Below are 20,354 nucleotides of genomic sequence, written 5' to 3'. Positions count from 1 at the left end.
AAAAAAAGCGGGTTGCCGCAAAACGACCTGCCAATCTTTATAATTCTTTATAATTTTTTATAACAAGGCAGCGTTTTCAAGTCAACTGACTGTGTATTTTAAGGAGAATCTCATGACGTCACCTAATCGTTTCGACCATGTATCGGTAGAAAAAATAGCGAATGTTTACTATGAAGGTCGTACTTTTAGTCGGACCGTTTGGTTTGAAGATGGACGCAAAAAAATGCTAGGAATCGTGCTACCTTGTGATGCCGATGTGCCTGCCTATGAATTTAAAACCGACTCATCTGAACGTATCGAAATCTTGGCAGGCGAGTGTGAAGTCAAACTGGCAGGCGAGGAAGAATTTACTTATTACCGTGCCGGTCAAGCATTCTTGGTCGAAGGGCATAGCAGTTATGAGCTACGTAATGAAGCAATTGTGCAGTACATTTGCCACCTAGAAGGCTAACGGATAATATACAAGGCTAAGGGCAAGGCAAATATAAAATTGAAGAAAAGGGTCATCAATCATGGCAAAACCGAGTTATTTTTATGGCATTCATGCCGTGCAATCCATCTTGCAACACCGCGGTATCGATGGGTTGACACTCTTTATTCAAGACGGTAAAAAACAAGATGATGCCACGGTAGCCAACATCACCGAGCTTGCCCAAACCTACGGGATTGCGATACAAATCAGCGCTAAAGACAAACTTACCAAACTTGCAGAAAGTCCGCAGCATCAAGGCGTGGTATTGCAAGCCCGCCCTGCTGAACTCCAAGATGAGGCAGATCTCAAATACCTCGTCGACAAACACCAAGCCGAGCGAAAACCGCTATTACTACTGGTACTTGATCAAATCACCGACCCGAACAACCTTGGCGCGTGTTTGCGTACCGCTGTGGCAATGGGCGTCTCAGCCGTCATTATTCCCAAAAATCATAGCTCAAGCATCACCCCAGCCGTGGCAAAAGTCGCGGTCGGTGCGGTGGAATTAATTCCTTTTATCCAAGTCACTAATCTAGCACGTACGCTCACTGACATCAAAAAACAAGGGGTGTTTGTGTTTGGTACGGCACTCGATGACACGGCAAAGCCCGTGCAAGACTGTGATTTGACAGGTGATGTGGCGATTGTGATGGGCTCAGAAGGTGACGGTATTCGCCGTTTGACCGCAGATACCTGTGACCAGCTCGTTTATATCCCGATGCCCGGCAATGAACATGGGCAAATCCAAAGCTTAAATGTCAGTGTCGCCACTGGCATGGTACTGTACGAAGCCAGCCGCCAGCGAGCTAAAAAATAATGAGAAAATATGTTATCTGTATTGATGATTTAAAAAAAATTGCTCAGGAAGTGGGCTAAGAAAGGAAAAATCAAAATGCAATTTGCCATTATCGGACTGGGTGTTTTTGGTATTACCTGTGCTAAAGAGCTTGAAAAACTGGGCAACCAAGTCCTAGCGATTGATATTGATGAAAAACTGGTCGATGACATCAGTGAATATGTCACCCGTGCCGTGATTGCTGACGCCACCGACAAAGACACCATAGAAGAGCTTGACCTTGCAAGTTTCGACGGGGTGCTCGTGAGCATTGGTGATAACCTTGAAGCCAGCTTGCTATGTACACTCAACCTACTAAGCCTAAACGTACAAAACCTATGGGTAAAAGCCAAAACCGACTCCCATCACCAAATCCTAAAAAGCTTAGGGGTGAACAATATTATTCACCCCGAACAAGACATGGGGATTCGTATTGCCCAAAAAATGAACTATCCGATGGTCAAACAATACATGGCATTGGGTGACGAGCAGTTTTTGGTTCGCCTAGACCCGCCTGAGCAGTGGCGAGGGCACCCGTGGTCGGATGTCCAACACAGCCATCCCGATATTATCTTTATCATGCTAAAACGTAACCAGCAAATCTTTAACCAATTACCCGATGGCTTTTTCTTTCAAGGTGGGGATAAGTTGGTGGTAGGGGGTGATACCCAAGCGCTGCGTCGCCTTGCCAAAGCCATTCGGCAAACGGCTATTTAATCCACCACTCACGCAAAAAAGGTAATTAGGTGTAGATATGCCGTTTCGTGAAGTCAAAAAAGGCGACAAAGCAAAGATTGTTGATAAATCAAAACCCAGTGCTCACGACCTAGACCCGCCTACCAAACAAGGACTGCAGTTGTCCTCGCCTGCTATTTTATCCTTGGGATTTTTAGCGTTAATTGTGATTGGGACGGTTTTGCTGTCATTGCCAATCGCAACGATTCAACCGATTAGTATCCTAGCGGCAGCCTTTACTGCGACCTCTGCGGTGACCGTCACCGGACTAAATGTCGTAGATACCGCTAACTATACCACGTTTGGACAACTGGTGATTGCCGCGCTGATTCAATTTGGCGGTCTAGGCTTTATGACCTTTGCAATTTTGGTATTGACCAGTTTGCAAGGTAAAATGGGGTTATCTGGCTCAATCACGGCGCAAGAAGCGTTGGGTACTCATAGCAACCAAATTGGTAGTACAGCCAAAGCGGTAATCAAAATTGCCTTTATCACCGAGGGCTTGGGTTTTTTAGGGTTAACGCTATTGTTAGCACCGCTAAAAGGGCTAAAAGATGCGATGTATGAAGCGTTTTTTCTGTGTATCTCAGCGTTTAACAATGCAGGTTTTGCGCTAAATGGCAACAATATGACTGCCTATGTGCACCAGCCGATGATTAGTTTTATCATAAGTTTGCTTATTATCACGGGTGGTATCGGATTTTTGGTGATTTTAGATATCATCAAACACAAGCGCTGGCAAAAATTTACCCTGCACACCAAAGTCATGGTTTTGGGGACGTTAGCGCTCAATATCATTGGTTGTATACTGTATTGGTTACTTGAGCGTCATAACGCCAAAACGATTGGCGGATTGAGCGAAGCTGGGCAGTGGTTTGCATCTTGGTTTATGGCGGTGGCGTCACGTACCGCAGGTTTTAATAATATTGATTATAGCCAAGTGACAGATGCCAGTACGTTATTGACCTTTATATTGATGTTTATTGGCGCAGGCTCAATGTCCACAGGTGGCGGTATCAAAATTGGCACCTTTGTGGTTATCCTAGCATCGACTAGGGCATATTTGCGTCAGCACCCGCAAGTGACGATTTTTCATCGTGCTATCTCTGATCACTTGGTAAAAAAATCGTTTGCGGTGATGAGCACCTCGATTTTGATGATTGCTTTAGCGGCGTTTATTTTAACGATATTTGAGCCAGAAGGGCATTTGACTGATATTTTATTTGAAGTGATATCGGCATCGGCAACGGTCGGTTTATCACGAAATTTCACCCCGACATTGAGTGAACCTGGGCAATGGGTGATTATGTTTATGATGTATATGGGGCGTCTTGGACCATTAACCTTGGCGTATTTTATCGCCACCCCTAAACCGACCCGTATTCGTTATCCTGAGACCCATACCCTTATTGGTTGAGTTGGCGCCCTTATTGGCTAAGTTGGCTAATTCAACAGGGTTAGCGAAGCAGCAAAGACCAAGCAAAAATTTTACACAGCGGTTGGTGCACCCAAGATACTGAAAATCCAAGATACTGAAAACCTAAGGAAGCGATCGCTAAATCGTGTATGATGATTGTCTACAACTGGTGAATTGAGCGATTTAGTAAGTCTTAAGGTTATGAGTAGTTATATTTTAGATACAGAAGCGCATGGATTGGTTGAGCCACATGCGACCGAAATTGCCTACATTGGCGTGGTGTTTAGTCCAGCAGACGAGTTGATACTACAGACCCACAACGCCTTTGAGCAGCGCTTTAACCCACACAAAAAAATTACTTTGGGCAGCCAAGCCATCACAGGCATTTTTGACGACGATGTGGCAGACAAGCCGCCGCATACTGATTTTCAGTTACCAAAAGACTGCGAGTATCTCATTGGGCACAATATCGACTTTGATGCTGACGTACTGACCAATGCCAACTGTGATTTATCAAACATTAAGCGTATTTGCACTTTGGCACTGGCGCGGCATTTTTTCCCGCAGTTAGATAGCCATAGTTTGGGGGCGCTACTGTGTTTTTTTGAGCCGCAGGTTGCCAAAAAAAATATCAAATTCGCGCATGGTGCCAAATACGATATTTGGTTTACTTTTTTGGTATTAAAAGCTATCTGCTATCAGCATCGCATCACCGATATGGCACAGCTGTATCAAGCCAGTGAACATGCCCGAAAACCCACGGTAATGCGCTTTGGCAAACATAAAGGGGTTGCCATTAAAGACTTGCCGGCTGATTATGTCGATTGGCTGCTCAAACAAGCTGACCTTGACCCGTATTTGCACCTTGCACTCACCGAAAATAGCGCAGGCAATCATGGCAACCTTCTATGATTGAGTCCTTGCGCTATGATTGAAGCCCTGAAGTGCCAAAATGATTACGCGCCAAATTGCGGTTTAACAATCACTAAAATCACCACCGCGACTAAAATAAATACAGGCACCTCATTAAACCACCGCCAAAAAACATGGGTTTTATAGTTAGGGTTATCAATGAGTTTTAAGCGAAATCGACCACAAGCTACATGATATACCGTCAACGCAATGACGTAGGCTAGCTTGATATGTAGCCAAACTTGGGTTTTATAACTGTCCCAATTAGGTAGCAGCATACACAAGCCAAAAATCCAAGTGGCAATCATCGCAGGTGTCATGATGCCGCGATACAGTTTACGCTCCATCAACGCAAATCGATCTTGACTGATTTTATCGGTACTCATGGCATGATACACAAACAAGCGTGGTAGATAAAAAATCGCGGCAAACCAACACACCAATGAAATCACATGCCAGGCTTTAAACCATAAAAAATATTCTGTCATTGCTTACCCCGATGATGATGCAACTAAACAAGCTTACCCTAAATCAGCTTATTCTAAATAAACTTGCCCTAAAAAAGTCTGCAAATAGCTGTTATTTTAAAGTCTGCATGACAGCAAGTAAATCCGAGATTTGTTGTTCACTATGACGAGCGCTTACGCAAAAGCGTAGCCGTGCTGTGCCTACCGGCACCGTAGGTGGGCGGATTGCCGAGACCCAAAAACCGCGAGATTTTAACGCATTGGCAAGCTGCAGGGTTCTGTCATTATTGCCAATGACCACAGGAATAATGGCCGTGGTCGGTATTTGATTATCAATACCTACTTGCCAATTTTGCTGCACTAGCCCTTGACTGAGCTGTTTGATATTGGCAAGTAATTGATCGCTGCGCAAAGTATCGGTGTGCGACATGGCAATGCTAGTTTCAGTCACGCTGGCAAGCACAGGGGGCATCGCCGTGGTATAAATAAATGAACGGGCAAAATTGGTCACATAGTCAATCAACTCACTCGAACCTGCGACAAATGCGCCACTGGTACCTATCGCTTTACCAAAGGTGCCGATATAGATATCCGCTTGCGGTTGGGCTTTTTTATAAGCCTGATAGGGCAAACCAAAACCGTGCGCATCATCGACCATCAAGGCGCATTCATAACGAACTGCTAACGCATGCAGTGCATCCAAATCGGCAATGGTACCATCCATACTAAAAATATGATCGGTGACAATCAGTTTTTGCTTAGCGCTACTTTGCGAAAGCAATTGTTCTAATTGGCTATAATTGCGATGCCCAAAACGCATGACTTTGGCACGGCTAAGGATTGCCCCATCGACAATGGAGGCATGATTGAGTTTATCACTGAAAATCACGCTATCTTTACCACACAACGCTTGAATCACACCGACATTTGCCATATACCCTGTGCTAAAAGCTAATGCCCGTTCATAACCTGTCACTTGGGCAAGGATGGTATCCAATTGTTCATGCCAAAGCGTATGCCCCGTAATCAGGTGCGATGCGCCACTACCCACTTGCTGGATGGTTTTTGCAGCTTGGCTAAACGCTTGTATGAGCTGCGGGTCGGTGGCAAGTCCCAAATAATCGTTGCTGGCAAAGTTGACGTAGGTTTTGCCATCTACGTCAATGGTGGGCGTCACGCCTTGACTAATGGGCGTCAGTTGACGATACAGGTCTTTTTGGCGCTGTTCATCAAGGGCTGATTGAAGGGCAAAATTGGCTAACATACTGTTGGACTCTGTTAAAGCATCGTTAAAGCATCTAAGAAAAAACCGCCACTTCGGCGGTTTGTTGGGCTATTAAACGACAGCCAAACTCCCGATGCGACCATTCATCGCATTGGTCACCGGGATTTGTCTAGGCTCGGCTTGTTCAACGGTCAACCCTAAATCGGCAATCAACTGATCATCATGGTTGGTGGTAGCATTATCGGTGGTCAATAAACGATTCCCATAAAAGAAAGAATTGGCACCTGCCATAAACAGCATGGCTTGCTCGGCATCGGTTAAGCCTTCACGACCTGCGGCAATACGCACATAGCTGGTTGGGCAAGCAAGGCGCGTGACAGCAATGGTGCGAATCCACTCAAGCACAGGCAAGCGCGTGCCTTGCAGCTGATCTGCAATCGGCGTGCCTTCAATGGGTACCAGCATATTGATTGGGACTGATTCAGGGGGTTTTGGCAGATTAGCCAATTCTGTGAGTAGATTGATGCGGTCATCACGACTTTCACCCATACCGATGATACCACCTGAGCAAATATTAATGCCTGCTTGACGCACATGGTCAAGGGTAGTTAGACGGTCATCATAACTACGGGTGGAGACGATATGGTTGTAGTACTCGCGTGAGGTATCAAGATTATGGTTATAGTAATCTAATCCCGCTTCAGCAAGTACTTGCGCTTGGTTACCCGATAACATGCCAAGCGTCATGCAAGTTTCTAAACCTAATGCTTTGACTTCTTTAATAAGCTCAACCACATACGGCATATCTCTATCGTTTGGGTGCTTCCATGCTGCACCCATACAAAAACGGCTAGAGCCAGCGGCTTTGGCTTTTTTGGCCTCGATAATCGCTTTTTCTACTTCGATTTTCTTTTCAGGTTGTAAGTCGGTGCTATGGTGCCCTGACTGTGAGCAATAGCCGCAATCTTCAGGACAATTGCCTGTTTTTATTGATAGCAGGGTACTGACTTGTACCGCATTGGGTGGAAAGTGTTCGCGAAGTTTGTTTTGCGCGAGCAACAGTAAATCCATCAAAGGTAATTCAAACCAAGCTTGGATTTGCTCGCGAGTTGGGCGGCTTTGGGTGGTCATTGTGGTGCCAATCGGTTGCTCTGATTGTTGAATTGCTAATAAGTCTGCCATGACAGCTATAATCCTAATTAAAATAAAGCTTAAAATGATAAAAGGTGTCTCATCATACCAAAAAAAAACAACCACCTAAAGTGATTGTTTTTTATCATTTAATGACAATGGCTTACTTGTCTTGAGAGCTATCACCACGGGTAATGGAAATATTGGTGATAGGTGATTTATCATCAGTGACTGCGCTAGTTTTGACATTGTCGGCAATGACCTCATCAGACGCATGCTTTGCCTCAATTTCAGCAGATTTACGCAGCGCAGGCGTTAAGTTGTCATTATCGGCTGATTTGGCAAACACGTTGTCAGGACGGATACTATCATCATCTGCCGTACTATCTTGAGCATTAGTAGTATTTTTAGCCGCTTCATACTTCTCTTCGATGGCTTTATTATCGGATGCATCAGAATCACTCGTCGTTTCATCGGTCAGCTTTTGCTTAGCTTGTTCGACTTTATCTTTTGCCTCGCTGACTTTTTCTTTGGCTTCATCGTTTAGCGCATCTAGTTTGTCATCGGCTTGGGTTTTTAATTCCTCAACCTTTGATTTAGCATCATCTAGTTTTTCACCCGCCAAGCTTTTAACATCGGCTAATTTTTCAGCTGCTTGGTCTTTGACGTCTTCAAGCTTGGTTTTAGCATCCGCAAGTTTATCATCTTTGGCTGCTTTTGCTTCATCAAGCTTTTCAGTGGCAGTTTCTTTAGCGTCATCAATTTTATCAGCCGCTTGCGCTTTAACCTCATCCAACTTTTCTTTGGTTTCGCCAAGTTTTTCGTTAGCGGTGTCTTTAATATCCGCTAATTTTCCGCTCGCATCTTCTTTGAGTGCATCGATTTTTTCTTTGGCTTCGGTTTTTAGCTCATCAAATTTTTCCACCGCATCATCTTTAATTTCAGCCGCTTTCGCCTTAAGGGTGTCTAATTTGCTCGTAGCTTCAGAATCACTGTCAGCATTGACATCTTTGGTGTTGGCTTCATTAAAGTATTTGCTGCTACCAGATGCTTTACCCGCGCTCGCGCCCCCAATCATTGCTAGGGCTTTGCTGCAAAGTTCTTTAGCAAAAGGTGTGGCTTTTTCAATCAAGGGTTTTGCTTGTTCAACCACAGGTTTAAGTGGCTCAGGTACTTTTGGCACAATAAATTTTGCGATTTGGTTAAACCACATCAGCAGTGAATAATCACCGGACATTTTTAAGTCACCATTTTGGATGCCCGTCATAAATGCCGTCGCCTCACCTTTAGTGAGCAATTTCACACCCGTCATTGAGTCTTTAAAGGTAATCGTCAATGTTGGCTCTTTGGCTGGACCTGCATGTTGGCTAAAAGTACCGTTATTAATCTCATAATAGCGTGACGTTTGTTCCGCGTCGCTGCCGAGTTGAATGGTAAAATTACGGTTTTCTAATAAGCCTTTAAATTTGTCATCGCCCATTTTGGCAAGTTGGGTTAGACGCAAGCCAACGGCAAACAATAATACGTCAAGGGGATCTGATTTGATTTGGGTTAATTGAGATAACATACGTGTCCTCCAAAATTATAGATTTTATAGATATTGCAATACGCAAGGTCTTGAAATAAATGACGATACTTAAGTCACTCATTTCAAAGAAATTATAATTCGCTACTACAAACGATTTAATAGCTTTGTTATACAATATATTATAAGGGCATCCATGCCAAGTTACAGTAATGTTTAACATATCAGTATCATTTTTTGTAATCAAAGCGTTTGATTTGTGTATTTGAGCGACGTTAGACAGTGAATATTTTAGCTTCTATCAAGCTAAAGCGCATAAAAAACCCATCAACATGATGGGTTAAATAACTTGCTACTAATTAGCAATAAGGGGATAGGGTTGTTATTAGTGTTTTGAGTCAAACACGGAGGCATGACGAACAAAGTTTTGATGAAAATCGGTATCTTTTTCTAACACCACAGGGCGATGACCGGCGCTCATTTGAACACTACTTTTTAACATGGTTTGGTTAGTAGCAGGTTGATTTGCGGCTTTGTTAAACTTGGGTTTTCCATTTAACGCTATCACAATGGGAATCATCGATAAGCCAATTGCCGCTACATACGCATCCGTACCAGTCAATGATGACAGCGTGACGACTGCCCAATGCAGCCCTTCCACCGAAATCCAGTACACCATGCCCAACATAAAATAGCCCAATACAAAACGGTAAGGGGTAAACGCAATCGCTAGCATACCGACAGTCACTAGAGCGATTAAAAACAACCAATTAGAAGTTAACGACGTAGCAGCTAATAATAGACTTGCCGAAATAAGCATGGTTGACCTCACGAAAAGTTATTAAAAACAAATACTTAATCTAAATTAAGTAAAAGCTTGTACGGGGTATTATGGCGGTAAAAAATGAAAATTAAAAGTCAAAACCCAACTAAAACGACAATGGATGACGTATCAAATTTGGCTGATTTATCTTAAAAAAAGCGATTAAAAAGGCTAAAACGGCATAAAAAAAGCTAACAATCAATCGTCGAAATCTCTTGTTCAAGGGTAACAGGAATTTTCGTAAATCTAGTAAAAAAGTGCTAAAATGCGGTAACTGATTTGTCGCGAAATGTATATTGTTTTAATGCTTTGTAGTTTTGCCAGCCAATTAATTTACTCAATAACCATTGCTATACCTGTAGCTGAAAAATTGGATAAGTTTGCTATTTTGGGCGTTTTAAGTAAAAATATCGTTCGGCAATTGTACCGCTTATTTTAAGTGCTATTTGCGACGCAAAAAAATTTAAATTTTTAATGTGACTAATTAAAAAAACTGACGCTTTATCAAAATCACGTGGACAACTATTTTGATAAACACGGTTTGCCTAATCACCGACTATATAGTGGTAATTCTCGTATGATGACGTTTCAACAATTGATTTTAACTTTGCAAAATTATTGGGCAGAAAAAGGCTGTGTGGTGTTACAGCCTTACGATATGGAAATGGGTGCAGGCACGTTTCATACCGCCACTTTCTTACGAGCATTAGGTCCAGAGCGTTGGCATGCCGCCTATGTACAGCCATCACGCCGTCCCACGGATGGTCGCTATGGGGACAACCCAAACCGTTTACAACATTATTATCAGTTCCAAGTGGTACTCAAACCCAATCCACCTGATATTCAAGAATTGTACTTGGGGTCACTCAAAGCGATTGGTATCGATACGCTAACCCATGATGTCCGCTTTGTAGAAGACAACTGGGAATCACCAACGCTTGGCGCATGGGGACTTGGTTGGGAAGTTTGGCTCAATGGCATGGAAGTTACCCAGTTTACTTACTTCCAGCAAGTCGGTGGTATTGAATGTTTCCCAGTGACAGGAGAAATCACCTACGGTCTTGAGCGCCTTGCCATGTATATCCAAGGCGTGGATAGTGTGTATGACTTGGTATGGACGGATGGCGAATTTGGTCGTGTCACCTATGGTGATGTATTTCACCAAAATGAAGTGGAACAATCAACCTACAATTTTGAACATGCCGATGTGGCAAAAATGTTTGAATTATTTGATTTTTATGAAAGCCAAGCCGACAAATTGGTCGGTCTTAATCTGCCGCTGCCTGCGTATGAAATGGTGCTTAAAGCGTCACATACCTTTAACTTGTTGGATGCGCGTGGGGCGATTTCAGTCACTGAGCGTCAGCGTTTTATTCTGCGTGTGCGTACCTTGGCGCGTAAGGTCGCACAAAGCTATGTAGAAACGCGTGCCAAATTGGGCTTCCCATTGGCGGATGACGCACATAAAGCGGATGCGTTAGAAAAATATCTACCAAAAGAAGCTATTTCAAAACAATAGATGAAAGAAGCGGATAAATCACAATAGTTTCACCACATCGACGAAAAAATTTTTTTGAACAGCAAAATTGAAAAAGGCAATAGATAGTTTCTATTGCCTTTTTTCTTGCCTTATTTTATTGATTATTTTGTTATCAACGCTAATAAAAAATATCAAATTATCAGAATATTCTAATCTCGCATATTTATATCAAAAATCGCCACAGGGCAACGACGCGCTATTCTACTACAATAGCCGCAGCAAGTAAGCCAGGTAACAAGGGGCGGTGAGTGGAACTTTATTTTATTTTAGCGGGTATTTTTGTCGGATTTTGCGTGGGTGTGACCGGCGTGGGCGGTGGGTCACTGATGACGCCGATTTTGATTTTACTGCTAAAAGTAGAGCCGCATATTGCTGTCGGCACCGATTTGCTATACGCCGCTATTTCCAAGTTTTTTGGTGGGGTGGTACATTTTAAAAAATCGAATGTCGTTTGGCCAATCGTGCTATGGCTAGCGATTGGTAGTATTCCAGCCTCCATTGTCACCAATTATCTCGTCGCTACTTACTTGGGTAATATCAACGCCATCAAACTAATTATGACCTTGATATTGGGCGTGATGTTGACCATTACAGGGATTTCGCTGATTTTTCGCAACCGTATCGAAGCGTTTTTTGACAAATACCGTAAAACTGACCAAACTGACAGCCTCACCTCCCAAATCCCCAAATATAAATTGGTGCTGATGGGCATATTGCTCGGGGTAGTAGTGACCTTATCCTCGGTTGGGGCAGGGGCATTTGGCGTCATGGCGCTGGTGCTGATTTTTCCCCAATTGCCCCTCATTCGTATCATCGGCTCGGATGTGGTACATGCGGTGCTATTAACTTTGGTTGCAGGTCTCGGGCATTTGCTGTCAGGCAGTGTGGATTTTCACATGCTGACCTTTTTGCTCATTGGCGCGATTCCTGCCATTATTGTAGGCACATTATTGAGCAGTAAACTACCTGAGAAAAAATTGCGCCCGATTTTAGGGGTGACGCTGTTGTTGTTAGGCATTAATTTTGTGGTCAATCCTGCCAAAGCCAAACCAAAAGCGGCAGCTAATACGCCAGTCGCCACAACCGCTGTAACGACTTCGGCAAGCGCCAGCCGATAAGTTTAATTTTCGTTTTGCGCTGACGGTTTTCTTGATTTGCCCCGCTGATGGGGCATTTTTATGGCTTAAATTTCTGCTATAATCGCCTATATTTACCTTATTTGAATCAACAAGGCTTTAGCATGTCTACTATTTTATTTGAACTTGGCACCGAAGAATTGCCCCCAAAAAATCTAAAAACATTGCGTGATGCACTTAGCGACCATGTCACCCAATCACTAACAGATGCCAATATTCGCTTTGATACCATTAAAAGCTTTGCCGCCCCGCGTCGCCTTGCCTTGCAGATTCAAGGAATTAGTGAAAAACAGCCCGATAAAATCGAACAAAAACGCGGTCCTGCAGTCAAAGCTGCCTATGATAAGGACGGTAATCCAACCAAAGCGGCACAAGGGTTTGCCCAAGGCTTGGGTATTGACGTCAAGGATTTGATTACCATCAAGGGTGATAAAGGCGATTATATCGGCTATGAAATGAATGTCATTGGTCAGCCTGTGGCTGATTTACTGCCGAGTATTTTTCAAAAAGCCTTAGATGAGTTGCCGATTGCCAAACGCATGCGTAGTGGCGCAGAGCGTTCCGAGTTTGTTCGCCCTGTCAAATGGTTGGTGCTACTCAAAGACGACCAAGTGCTGCCAGCAACGATTCAAGGGTTAATGTCAGGTGAGACAGGGTCGCAGGGCGTTGAACTGGGTCGTTATAGTCTCGGACATCGTTTCCATCATCCTGATAAGGTTAGAATTGACACGGCGGACAGCTATGAGCAAAACCTTGCCGAGGCGCACGTTATCGCTGATTTTGACAAACGCCAACAACAGATTAAAGCGCAAGTCCAACAGCTTGCCGATGAAGTAGGGGCGACCGCTATCGTACCGCAAGATTTGCTTGATGAAGTCACTGCGCTGGTCGACTACCCAGTAGCGCTACGCGCAAGCTTTGAGCCACGATTTTTACAAGTGCCGCAAGAGGCCTTGATTAGCACCATGCAGGCGGATCAAAAATATTTTTGTTTGACTGACAGCCAAGGTAAATTACAGCCTTATTTTATCTTTATCAGTAACATTGACAGTAAAGATAAAGCGCAAGTGATTGCTGGTAACGAAAAAGTGGTACGTCCACGCCTTGCCGATGCCGAGTTTTTCTTTTTACAAGACCAAAAACAGCCATTATTTGCGCTGACTGAAAATCTCAAAACCCGCGTATTCCAAGATAAGTTAGGGACAATTTGGGAAAAATCTGAGCGTATTGCCAAGCTAGCTGCCTTTATTGCTACCCAAATTGGCGAAGACGTTGAGCAAACGGCACGGGCAGGCTTGCTGTCAAAAGCAGACCTTGCCAGTACCTTGGTGGGTGAATTTCCAGAATTACAAGGCGTGGCAGGGACTTACTATGCGCGTTTAAACCAAGAGCCAGAAGCGGTGGCGGCGGCAATCGAAGAGCAATATCTGCCAAAATTTAGCGGTGATAAATTACCGGCGACCAACATTGGAACGGCGCTGGCATTAGCAGACCGTTTGGATACGCTGGTCGGTATTTTTGGCATTGACCAAGCGCCAACCGGTTCAAAAGACCCGTTTAGTCTGCGCCGTGCGGCGATTGGGGTACTGCGTATTTTGATTGAGAAGCAACTGCCATTAAATTTGGTAGTATTGCTTGAGCAAGCTTTATTGGGTTATGTAGGCAAAATTGACGACTTACCAAAAACTTTTAAACAAGTGATGGAGTTTATCAATTCACGCTACCGTGCCATGTATGAAGACCAAGGCGTGAGCGTGGATACAATTATGGCGGTACAGGCGCTACAACCGCAAGTGCCAATGGATTTTGACCATCGTATCAAAGCCGTCCAAGCTTTCCGTGATTTGCCACCCGCCAAACAACTTGCCGAGGCCAATAAACGCGTTGCCAATATTTTAGCCAAGGCTGAGGGTGAGATTGCAAGCCAAATACAAACGGCTTATTTACAAGAACCTGCCGAAAAAGCATTGTATCAAGCGGTGCAAACTGCAGCGCAAAGTATTGAGCCCCACCAACATACTGACAACGCCAACTACACCCAGATTTTACAATCGCTAGCCACGCTGCAGCAGCCATTGGATGACTTCTTTGAGCAGGTGATGGTGAATAGTGAAGATGCTAATCTTAAAGCCAATCGGTTGGCGCTGCTAAAAAAAGTGCGTGGGTTGTTTTTAACGGTTGCAGATATCAGTGAGTTACAGCTATAAGCTAATTTAGACACGAGTTAACGCTTTAATCATAGGGCTTCGATACAATGGCTTTAATACCCCTGCTTTAATATCATTGGTTAAACCCATACTGACAACGGTCATTATGGGTTTTTTTACAAGCTAAAGATACTTTTACGCTTGTTTTCACTAAATTGGCAGGCTAGTTTACGCGTATTTGATACTATTTTAAGGGTATTTTCGTCTGAATTGCTCTCTAGGGTTTATTCTGGTGTGACCAGCTTCAACACTTTTGTTAGATTAGGTATTTAACGGTGGGGCGTTCTCCATGATTTATCTTTTCTAGTTCATTATCGCTAATTTATTTTTTCTAATTTATCTTCGTCTAGAGTAATTACGTGAAAGCCCGTAATAATGATGGCTTGTTTCATTCCATGGTGGTTACCAAAAGGTAGCGGGTTCTTTTATAAAGCCTATTCGCAAAGCTTAGTGGTGCTGTGTTTGTTTGTCTATCATTGGTGGTTATCAATGGATATATGGCGCACTTTTAGAGGCCAAGTCACTATAAATCTATATTCCAAAACATGCCATTAATGTTCCAATAATGCTCTATTGTGAATTTGCAAAATTGATTAGCAAATCGCTACAATGCAAAAGAGATTTTTTTGCTAATTAAACTAAATTAAAGGAATATATATGAGCCCACCGCATCGCCCAGAAACGCTCGCTATTCATGCAGGGTACGAACCAGAACCAACCACCAAAGCTGTCGCTGTCCCTATCTACCACACCAGTTCGTATGCCTTTGACAACACCCAACACGGTGCTGACCTTTTTGATCTGAAAGTTGCCGGCAATATCTATACCCGTATCATGAACCCAACCAATGCGGTGCTTGAAGCGCGTATGGCAGCGTTAGAAGGCGGCATCGGTGCATTGACGGTGGCATCCGGGATGGCGGCGATTACTTATACCATCCAAACCCTATGTGAGGCAGGTGATAACATCGTCTCAGTATCAACTTTGTATGGCGGTACTTACAATTTATTTGCCCATGCGTTGCCACGTCAAGGTATCGAAGTGCGTTTCTTTGATTATACCAAACCTGAGACCTTGGTTGATTTGATTGATGAACGTACTAAATTGGTATTTGGCGAAAGTATCGGTAATCCATTGGGTAACGTGCTGGATATCGCAAAAATTAGCGAATTTGCCCATAGCAAAGGCGTACCTGTGGTGATTGATAACACCGTTGCCACGCCAATATTGTGCCGTCCATTTGAGCATGGTGCTGATATTGTGATTCATTCATTGACCAAATATGTGAGCGGCTCGGGCACGTCGGTGGGTGGGGTGATTATCGATAGTGGTAAATTTGATTGGGGCGCTCACAAAGAACGTTTCGCGATTTTAAATACCCCGGATGCCAGCTATCATGGTGTCAATTTTGTCGAAGCCATGGGTGCTGCGGCGTTTATTGCACGTGCACGCGTTGCGCCCTTACGTAATACCGGTGCAGCACTAAGCCCCATGAACGCTTGGCAAATTATGCTTGGGTTAGAGACGTTAGCCTTGCGTATGGAGCGACATTGCCAAAATGCCCAAGCCGTGGCAGAATTTTTAAACCATCATCCACAAGTGGCTTGGGTCAAGTACGCAGGATTAACCGACCATCCAGAGCATAAGCTTGCGCAAAAATACTTTGGTGGTAAGCCATCAGCGATTCTAACCTTTGGATTAAAAGGCGGTCGTGAAGCAGGGGCGAAGTTCATTGATGCGCTACAATTAATTACCCGTCTGGTTAATATCGGTGATGCCAAGTCACTCGCTTGCCACCCCGCTACTACCACGCACCGCCAGTTAAATGCTGAAGAGTTGCAAAAAGCAGGTGTCAGCGAAGACATGATTCGTTTATCCATTGGTATTGAGCATATTGACGACATCAAAGCTGACCTTGAGCAAGCGTTAGCCGCAGCCAATTAATCGCTTCATCTACAAATAATCGCTTCACATAAAAAAGCGAACCTTTAACTCGCTTTTTGAATTTAAAAAATAAAAAAATTAGATAAAAAAATACCCCAAATGAATGGGGTATTTTTAACAAGTTAATCGCTTAGCGGTTATCGCTTATTATTTAGCTGCTGCTGCTTGAGCTGCTGCCACTTCTTCAGCGAAGTTTTCTTGTTTTTTCTCGATGCCTTCACCCACTTCTAAGCGTTTGAATGCTTTAACCGTCATACCTTCAGATTTTAATATATCGCCAACTTTTTTCTCGTTGTCGATAACGTAAGGTTGGTTCAACAAAGTCACTTCGTTCAAGTACTTTTGTAGACCACCGGTAATCATTTTTTCAATCACGGCGTCTGGTTTGCCAGATTCTTTTGCTTTCGCTTCGATGATGTCTTTTTCACGCGCTAGCGTATCAGCAGGTACATTGGCTTCATCAACGGCGATTGGGTTGAATGCTGCAACTTGCATGGCAACGTGTTTTGCGGTGTCTGCATTGCCACCTTCAACAGAAACCACTACACCAATACGGATACCGTGACGGTAAGAGGCTAGGTTGTCACCTTCAATCACTTCTGCACGACGTACTTGGATGTTTTCGCCGATTTTTTGTACGAGCTCAACACGGGCTTCTTCAACCGTTTGACCATCGCCATACGGCAATGCAGAGATAGCCGCTACATCAGTGGTATCGTTAGCAAGCGCCAGTTCAGCTACTTTGTTTGCAAATGCGGTGAAGTTAGCATCTTTTGCCACGAAGTCAGTTTGACAGTTTACTTCAAGTAGTAAGGCTTTGTTACCTTCTTGAGCGATAATGATAGCACCATCAGCAGCAATGTTACCTGCTTTTTTAGCAGCTTTTGCTTGACCTGATTTACGCAGGTTATCGATTGCGGTTTCGATGTCGCCGTCTGCTTCTTGCAGGGCTTTTTTACATTCCATCATACCAAGACCTGTACGGTCACGTAATTCTTTTACCAGTTTTGCACTAATTTCTGCCATGAGATACCTCAATTGATTATCATTATAGATGAGAATTGGGTTGTTTATTGTCTAAAAATTTGAAGATTAAAGGACAAAAATGGGTGATTTTTGCCCTTTAATATTACGCTACAAATTCGAATTTTTATAAACCAATTTTGTGTTTACCTATCAAAGTTAGTTTATAAAATTTTGATGACAGTATCATAACAACCTAAGCAATGCGCTGCTATGATACTACGGTAACCATTATTCTGCCGCAGCTTCTGCTGGTGCTTCAGTTACTGCTTCTTCTTGATTTGCTGCTTTGCCGCCTTGAGTTTTAGCGTATTCTTTACCAGCGATAATTGCATCTGCAACCGCTGATACGTATAGCGTTACCGCACGAATCGCATCGTCATTGGCAGGAATGACATAATCTACGTCATCTGGGTTTGAGTTTGTATCAACGATACCAATAACAGGGATACCTAAGTTTTTTGCTTCTTTGATTGCAATCGCTTCATGGTCAACGTCAACCACAAAAATTGCATCAGGTAGACCGTTCATGTTTTTGATACCGCCTAAGGCACGCTCAAGTTTTTCCATTTCGCGAGTACGCTCTAACGCTTCACGTTTGGTTAACTTAGCAAACGTACCATCTTCAGCTTGTTTTTCGTATTCTTTCAAACGCGTAATTGACTGACGGATGGTTTTCCAGTTGGTTAACATACCACCTAACCAGCGATGGTCAACATACGGCATACCAGCGCGAGCGGCTTGTTCGCTAATAACATTGCTTGCTGCACGTTTAGTACCAACAAATAGTACTTTGTTGCCACGTGCTGCTTCACGGTTAACGAAGTTTAGTGCTTCGTTCATCGCTTTAACTGTATGCTCAAGGTTGATGATGTGGATTTTGTTACGTGCACCAAAAATAAATTTGCCCATTTTTGGATTCCAAAAACGAGTTTGGTGACCAAAGTGTGCACCGGCTTCTAAAAGATCACGCATTGAAACTTGGGTAGGATTAGCTGACGCCATGAGATTTCCTTAAGTAAAGTTGGGTTATGCCTCCACATTACCGATTAAGCCGATTTGCAAACACGCATCAAAATCTACAGGATTTTAATTAATCAAATTTGCAAACACCCAGCTTAACTCTTATCAAGCTTGTCAGCTTGAAAATAGCAATGTGTGTGTCATGTTAGTAAATAAAAAAAGCAATTTGCCATTTCAAGATAAAATGACAAACTGCTATTTTAACATATTTTTATATGGTTAAGCTATATGTTTTAGCAAAATCACATGGCGATTATTCAACCAATCCGATTAAGTCACCATAACCTTCTTGTTCCATCTCATCTACAGGAATGAAACGTAGCGACGCGCCATTGATGCAATAGCGCATGCCGCCAAGCTCAGGAAGACCGTCATTAAACACATGGCCTAAATGCGAATCAGCAACACGGCTACGCACTTCAGTACGTCGCATACCGTGACTATCATCAAACAATTCATTGATTACCGCTGTATCAATCGGTTTGCTAAAGGCGGGCCAACCACAACCTGAGTCATACTTATCTGATGAGCTAAAAAGCGGCTCACCGCTGACAATATCCACATAGATACCACGTTCAAATTGGTGATCATACTCATGGCTAAAAGGGCGTTCAGTGCCGTTTTGCTGTGTCACATAATATTGCTCATCATTCAAATTTGCCTTGATTTCAGCTTCAGAAGGTCTTACATACTTCTGTGTATCGATATTAATTGAATTAGCCATAGACGTTCCTAACCCTTGTTGTCATTGTAGAACATCACAATAGTTACAACCCATCCAAAATTCAAGTAACAACTGTTTAAACAAATAGTAGTTTTGTGAACAAGGCGAAAAGGGCTATAATACGTCTTCTTAAATTTTTGCAAAATCAGATAATTATTGTATGAAAACACTATTAAATAACCCTGAAGCCGTTGAAAAAATGCGCGTCGCTGGTAAATTAGCCGCCGACGTTTTAGTGATGTTAGATGAATATGTCAAAGAAGGTGTAACGACAGGGGCATTAGATAAGCTTGCGCACGACTATATTATCGATGTGCAAAAAGCCATTCCCGCCAATGTCGGCTATCATGGCTACCAGCATACGCTTTGTACTTCAATCAACCATGTGGTTTGTCACGGTATTCCCGATGACAGTCGTATCCTAAAAGATGGCGATATCGTCAATATTGATGTCACAGTGATAAAAGATGGCTATCATGGTGATACTTCAAAAATGTGGATTATCGGTGAAGGATCTATCATGGCGCAGCGTATCTGCAAAATTGCCCAAGACGCACTATATGCAGGGATGAAAGCTGTTCGCAATGGCGCCTATGTAGGCGATATTGGCGCAGCGATTCAAGCGGTGGCTGAACCCGAGCGTTTTAGCGTAGTAAGAGAATATTGCGGACATGGAATTAGTGACGTATACCATGATGAACCACAAATTCTGCACTATGGTAAAAAAAATACCGGTTTACAACTGACGACAGGCATGACATTTACCATTGAACCAATGATTAACCAAGGTGTATGGCAAACCAAAACCTTACCCGATAAATGGACGGTAATTACTAAAGACCGTAAATTGTCCGCCCAATGGGAACACACACTGATGGTCACTGAAAACGGCTGTGAAGTGTTTACCAAGCGTCCAGAAGAAGATTTGAGTTTTTTAAACAGTTAAAATATGAATAAAATCATTAATATAAAAGAAAGTTAGTAATTAATTTAAAATTATTTATATTTTCCTGTTGACACCCATTTAGATTCACGTATAATACGCCACCACTGAGCGACGAAGAGTTTACAAACAAGTAAAACAAATTACGAAGCTTAGCAAGAATTAAATAAAGCTTGACAGCGTAAAACAAAACGTATTACAATATCAAGCTCACCATATGATAGACGATATCTTTGGTACACTAAATAACAACAAACACAAGAACAACTTGT

The 20,354-nt window shown here is 43.1% G+C and carries 18 protein-coding genes; 10 read left to right on the top strand and 8 right to left on the bottom strand.

What is annotated here, in order from left to right; all coding sequences use genetic code 11:
* The first annotated feature begins 112 nt into the window (after window positions 1-112).
* The 5 genes from ppnP (at window position 113) to RTS09_RS02280 (ending at window position 4,371) form a co-directional block, all read left to right on the top strand.
* Complete coding sequence (gene ppnP / locus RTS09_RS02300; protein WP_100285178.1) at window positions 113-451, top strand: pyrimidine/purine nucleoside phosphorylase; 339 nt, start codon at window positions 113-115, stop codon at window positions 449-451.
* A gap of 61 nt (window positions 452-512) precedes the next feature.
* Window positions 513-1,289, top strand: a complete 777-nt coding sequence (gene rlmB, locus RTS09_RS02295) for a 23S rRNA (guanosine(2251)-2'-O)-methyltransferase RlmB (RefSeq protein WP_062332305.1) — start codon at window positions 513-515, stop codon at window positions 1,287-1,289.
* Window positions 1,290-1,364: 75 nt separating this feature from the next.
* Entirely contained in the window at window positions 1,365-2,024 is a 660-nt protein-coding gene (locus RTS09_RS02290; RefSeq protein ID WP_312533965.1) for a potassium channel family protein, read from the top strand.
* Between the two features lie 37 nt (window positions 2,025-2,061).
* The gene (locus tag RTS09_RS02285) at window positions 2,062-3,459 is read left to right on the top strand and encodes a TrkH family potassium uptake protein (RefSeq protein ID WP_312533962.1); all 1,398 of its coding nucleotides are present in this window, start codon (window positions 2,062-2,064) and stop codon (window positions 3,457-3,459) included.
* Between the two features lie 201 nt (window positions 3,460-3,660).
* Window positions 3,661-4,371, top strand: coding sequence for an exonuclease domain-containing protein (locus RTS09_RS02280; RefSeq protein ID WP_312533959.1), 711 nt, complete (start codon window positions 3,661-3,663; stop codon window positions 4,369-4,371).
* A gap of 44 nt (window positions 4,372-4,415) precedes the next feature.
* Here the strand turns inward: RTS09_RS02280 and hemJ are convergent, their stop codons facing one another.
* From hemJ to aciT, 5 genes are all read right to left on the bottom strand, one after another.
* Window positions 4,416-4,859 carry a protoporphyrinogen oxidase HemJ gene (hemJ, locus tag RTS09_RS02275; RefSeq protein ID WP_219331982.1) on the bottom strand — a complete coding sequence of 148 codons (444 nt, stop codon included), beginning with the start codon at window positions 4,857-4,859 and terminating at the stop codon, window positions 4,416-4,418.
* A gap of 91 nt (window positions 4,860-4,950) precedes the next feature.
* Window positions 4,951-6,102, bottom strand: coding sequence for an aminotransferase class I/II-fold pyridoxal phosphate-dependent enzyme (locus RTS09_RS02270; protein WP_284035112.1), 1,152 nt, complete (start codon window positions 6,100-6,102; stop codon window positions 4,951-4,953).
* 72 nt (window positions 6,103-6,174) lie between these two features.
* The gene (bioB, locus tag RTS09_RS02265) at window positions 6,175-7,194 is read right to left on the bottom strand and encodes a biotin synthase BioB (protein ID WP_312534369.1); all 1,020 of its coding nucleotides are present in this window, start codon (window positions 7,192-7,194) and stop codon (window positions 6,175-6,177) included.
* 163 nt (window positions 7,195-7,357) lie between these two features.
* Window positions 7,358-8,761, bottom strand: coding sequence for a hypothetical protein (locus RTS09_RS02260; protein ID WP_065252165.1), 1,404 nt, complete (start codon window positions 8,759-8,761; stop codon window positions 7,358-7,360).
* A 343-nt stretch (window positions 8,762-9,104) separates the two neighbouring features.
* Window positions 9,105-9,539: an AciT family ciprofloxacin tolerance protein gene (gene aciT / locus RTS09_RS02255; RefSeq protein ID WP_312533950.1), complete on the bottom strand. Its 435-nt coding sequence runs from the start codon at window positions 9,537-9,539 to the stop codon at window positions 9,105-9,107.
* A gap of 583 nt (window positions 9,540-10,122) precedes the next feature.
* Between aciT and glyQ the strand changes: the two genes are divergently transcribed.
* From glyQ to RTS09_RS02235, 4 genes are all read left to right on the top strand, one after another.
* On the top strand, window positions 10,123-11,061 hold the full coding sequence (glyQ, locus tag RTS09_RS02250) for a glycine--tRNA ligase subunit alpha (protein WP_062334805.1): 939 nt from the start codon (window positions 10,123-10,125) through the stop codon (window positions 11,059-11,061).
* Between the two features lie 269 nt (window positions 11,062-11,330).
* Window positions 11,331-12,200 (top strand): sulfite exporter TauE/SafE family protein, encoded by an 870-nt coding sequence (locus RTS09_RS02245; RefSeq protein WP_312533947.1) that lies wholly within the window; start codon window positions 11,331-11,333, stop codon window positions 12,198-12,200.
* Between the two features lie 122 nt (window positions 12,201-12,322).
* A complete protein-coding gene (gene glyS / locus RTS09_RS02240; RefSeq protein WP_312533945.1) occupies window positions 12,323-14,425 on the top strand; it encodes a glycine--tRNA ligase subunit beta in 2,103 nt (700 codons plus the stop codon).
* A 657-nt stretch (window positions 14,426-15,082) separates the two neighbouring features.
* Window positions 15,083-16,369 (top strand): O-acetylhomoserine aminocarboxypropyltransferase/cysteine synthase family protein, encoded by a 1,287-nt coding sequence (locus RTS09_RS02235; protein WP_312533943.1) that lies wholly within the window; start codon window positions 15,083-15,085, stop codon window positions 16,367-16,369.
* 147 nt (window positions 16,370-16,516) lie between these two features.
* On the opposite strand, the gene tsf is transcribed toward RTS09_RS02235, so the two are convergent.
* The 3 genes from tsf to msrB form a co-directional block, all read right to left on the bottom strand.
* Entirely contained in the window at window positions 16,517-17,395 is an 879-nt protein-coding gene (gene tsf, locus RTS09_RS02230) for a translation elongation factor Ts (protein ID WP_050324910.1), read from the bottom strand.
* A 228-nt stretch (window positions 17,396-17,623) separates the two neighbouring features.
* Window positions 17,624-18,397 carry a 30S ribosomal protein S2 gene (gene rpsB, locus RTS09_RS02225; RefSeq protein WP_050324911.1) on the bottom strand — a complete coding sequence of 258 codons (774 nt, stop codon included), beginning with the start codon at window positions 18,395-18,397 and terminating at the stop codon, window positions 17,624-17,626.
* Between the two features lie 271 nt (window positions 18,398-18,668).
* On the bottom strand, window positions 18,669-19,139 hold the full coding sequence (gene msrB / locus RTS09_RS02220) for a peptide-methionine (R)-S-oxide reductase MsrB (protein ID WP_096489404.1): 471 nt from the start codon (window positions 19,137-19,139) through the stop codon (window positions 18,669-18,671).
* Between the two features lie 160 nt (window positions 19,140-19,299).
* Between msrB and map the strand changes: the two genes are divergently transcribed.
* Window positions 19,300-20,085: a type I methionyl aminopeptidase gene (map, locus tag RTS09_RS02215; RefSeq protein WP_096489403.1), complete on the top strand. Its 786-nt coding sequence runs from the start codon at window positions 19,300-19,302 to the stop codon at window positions 20,083-20,085.
* The last annotated feature ends 269 nt before the right edge of the window (window positions 20,086-20,354 follow it).

This window comes from Moraxella sp. CTOTU47618, from assembly GCF_032017425.1.
Lineage (GTDB): Bacteria > Pseudomonadota > Gammaproteobacteria > Pseudomonadales > Moraxellaceae > Faucicola > Faucicola tetraodonis.
The sequence above is the reverse complement of the archived record's forward strand: the minus strand, read 5'-3'. Positions and strand labels throughout refer to the sequence as shown.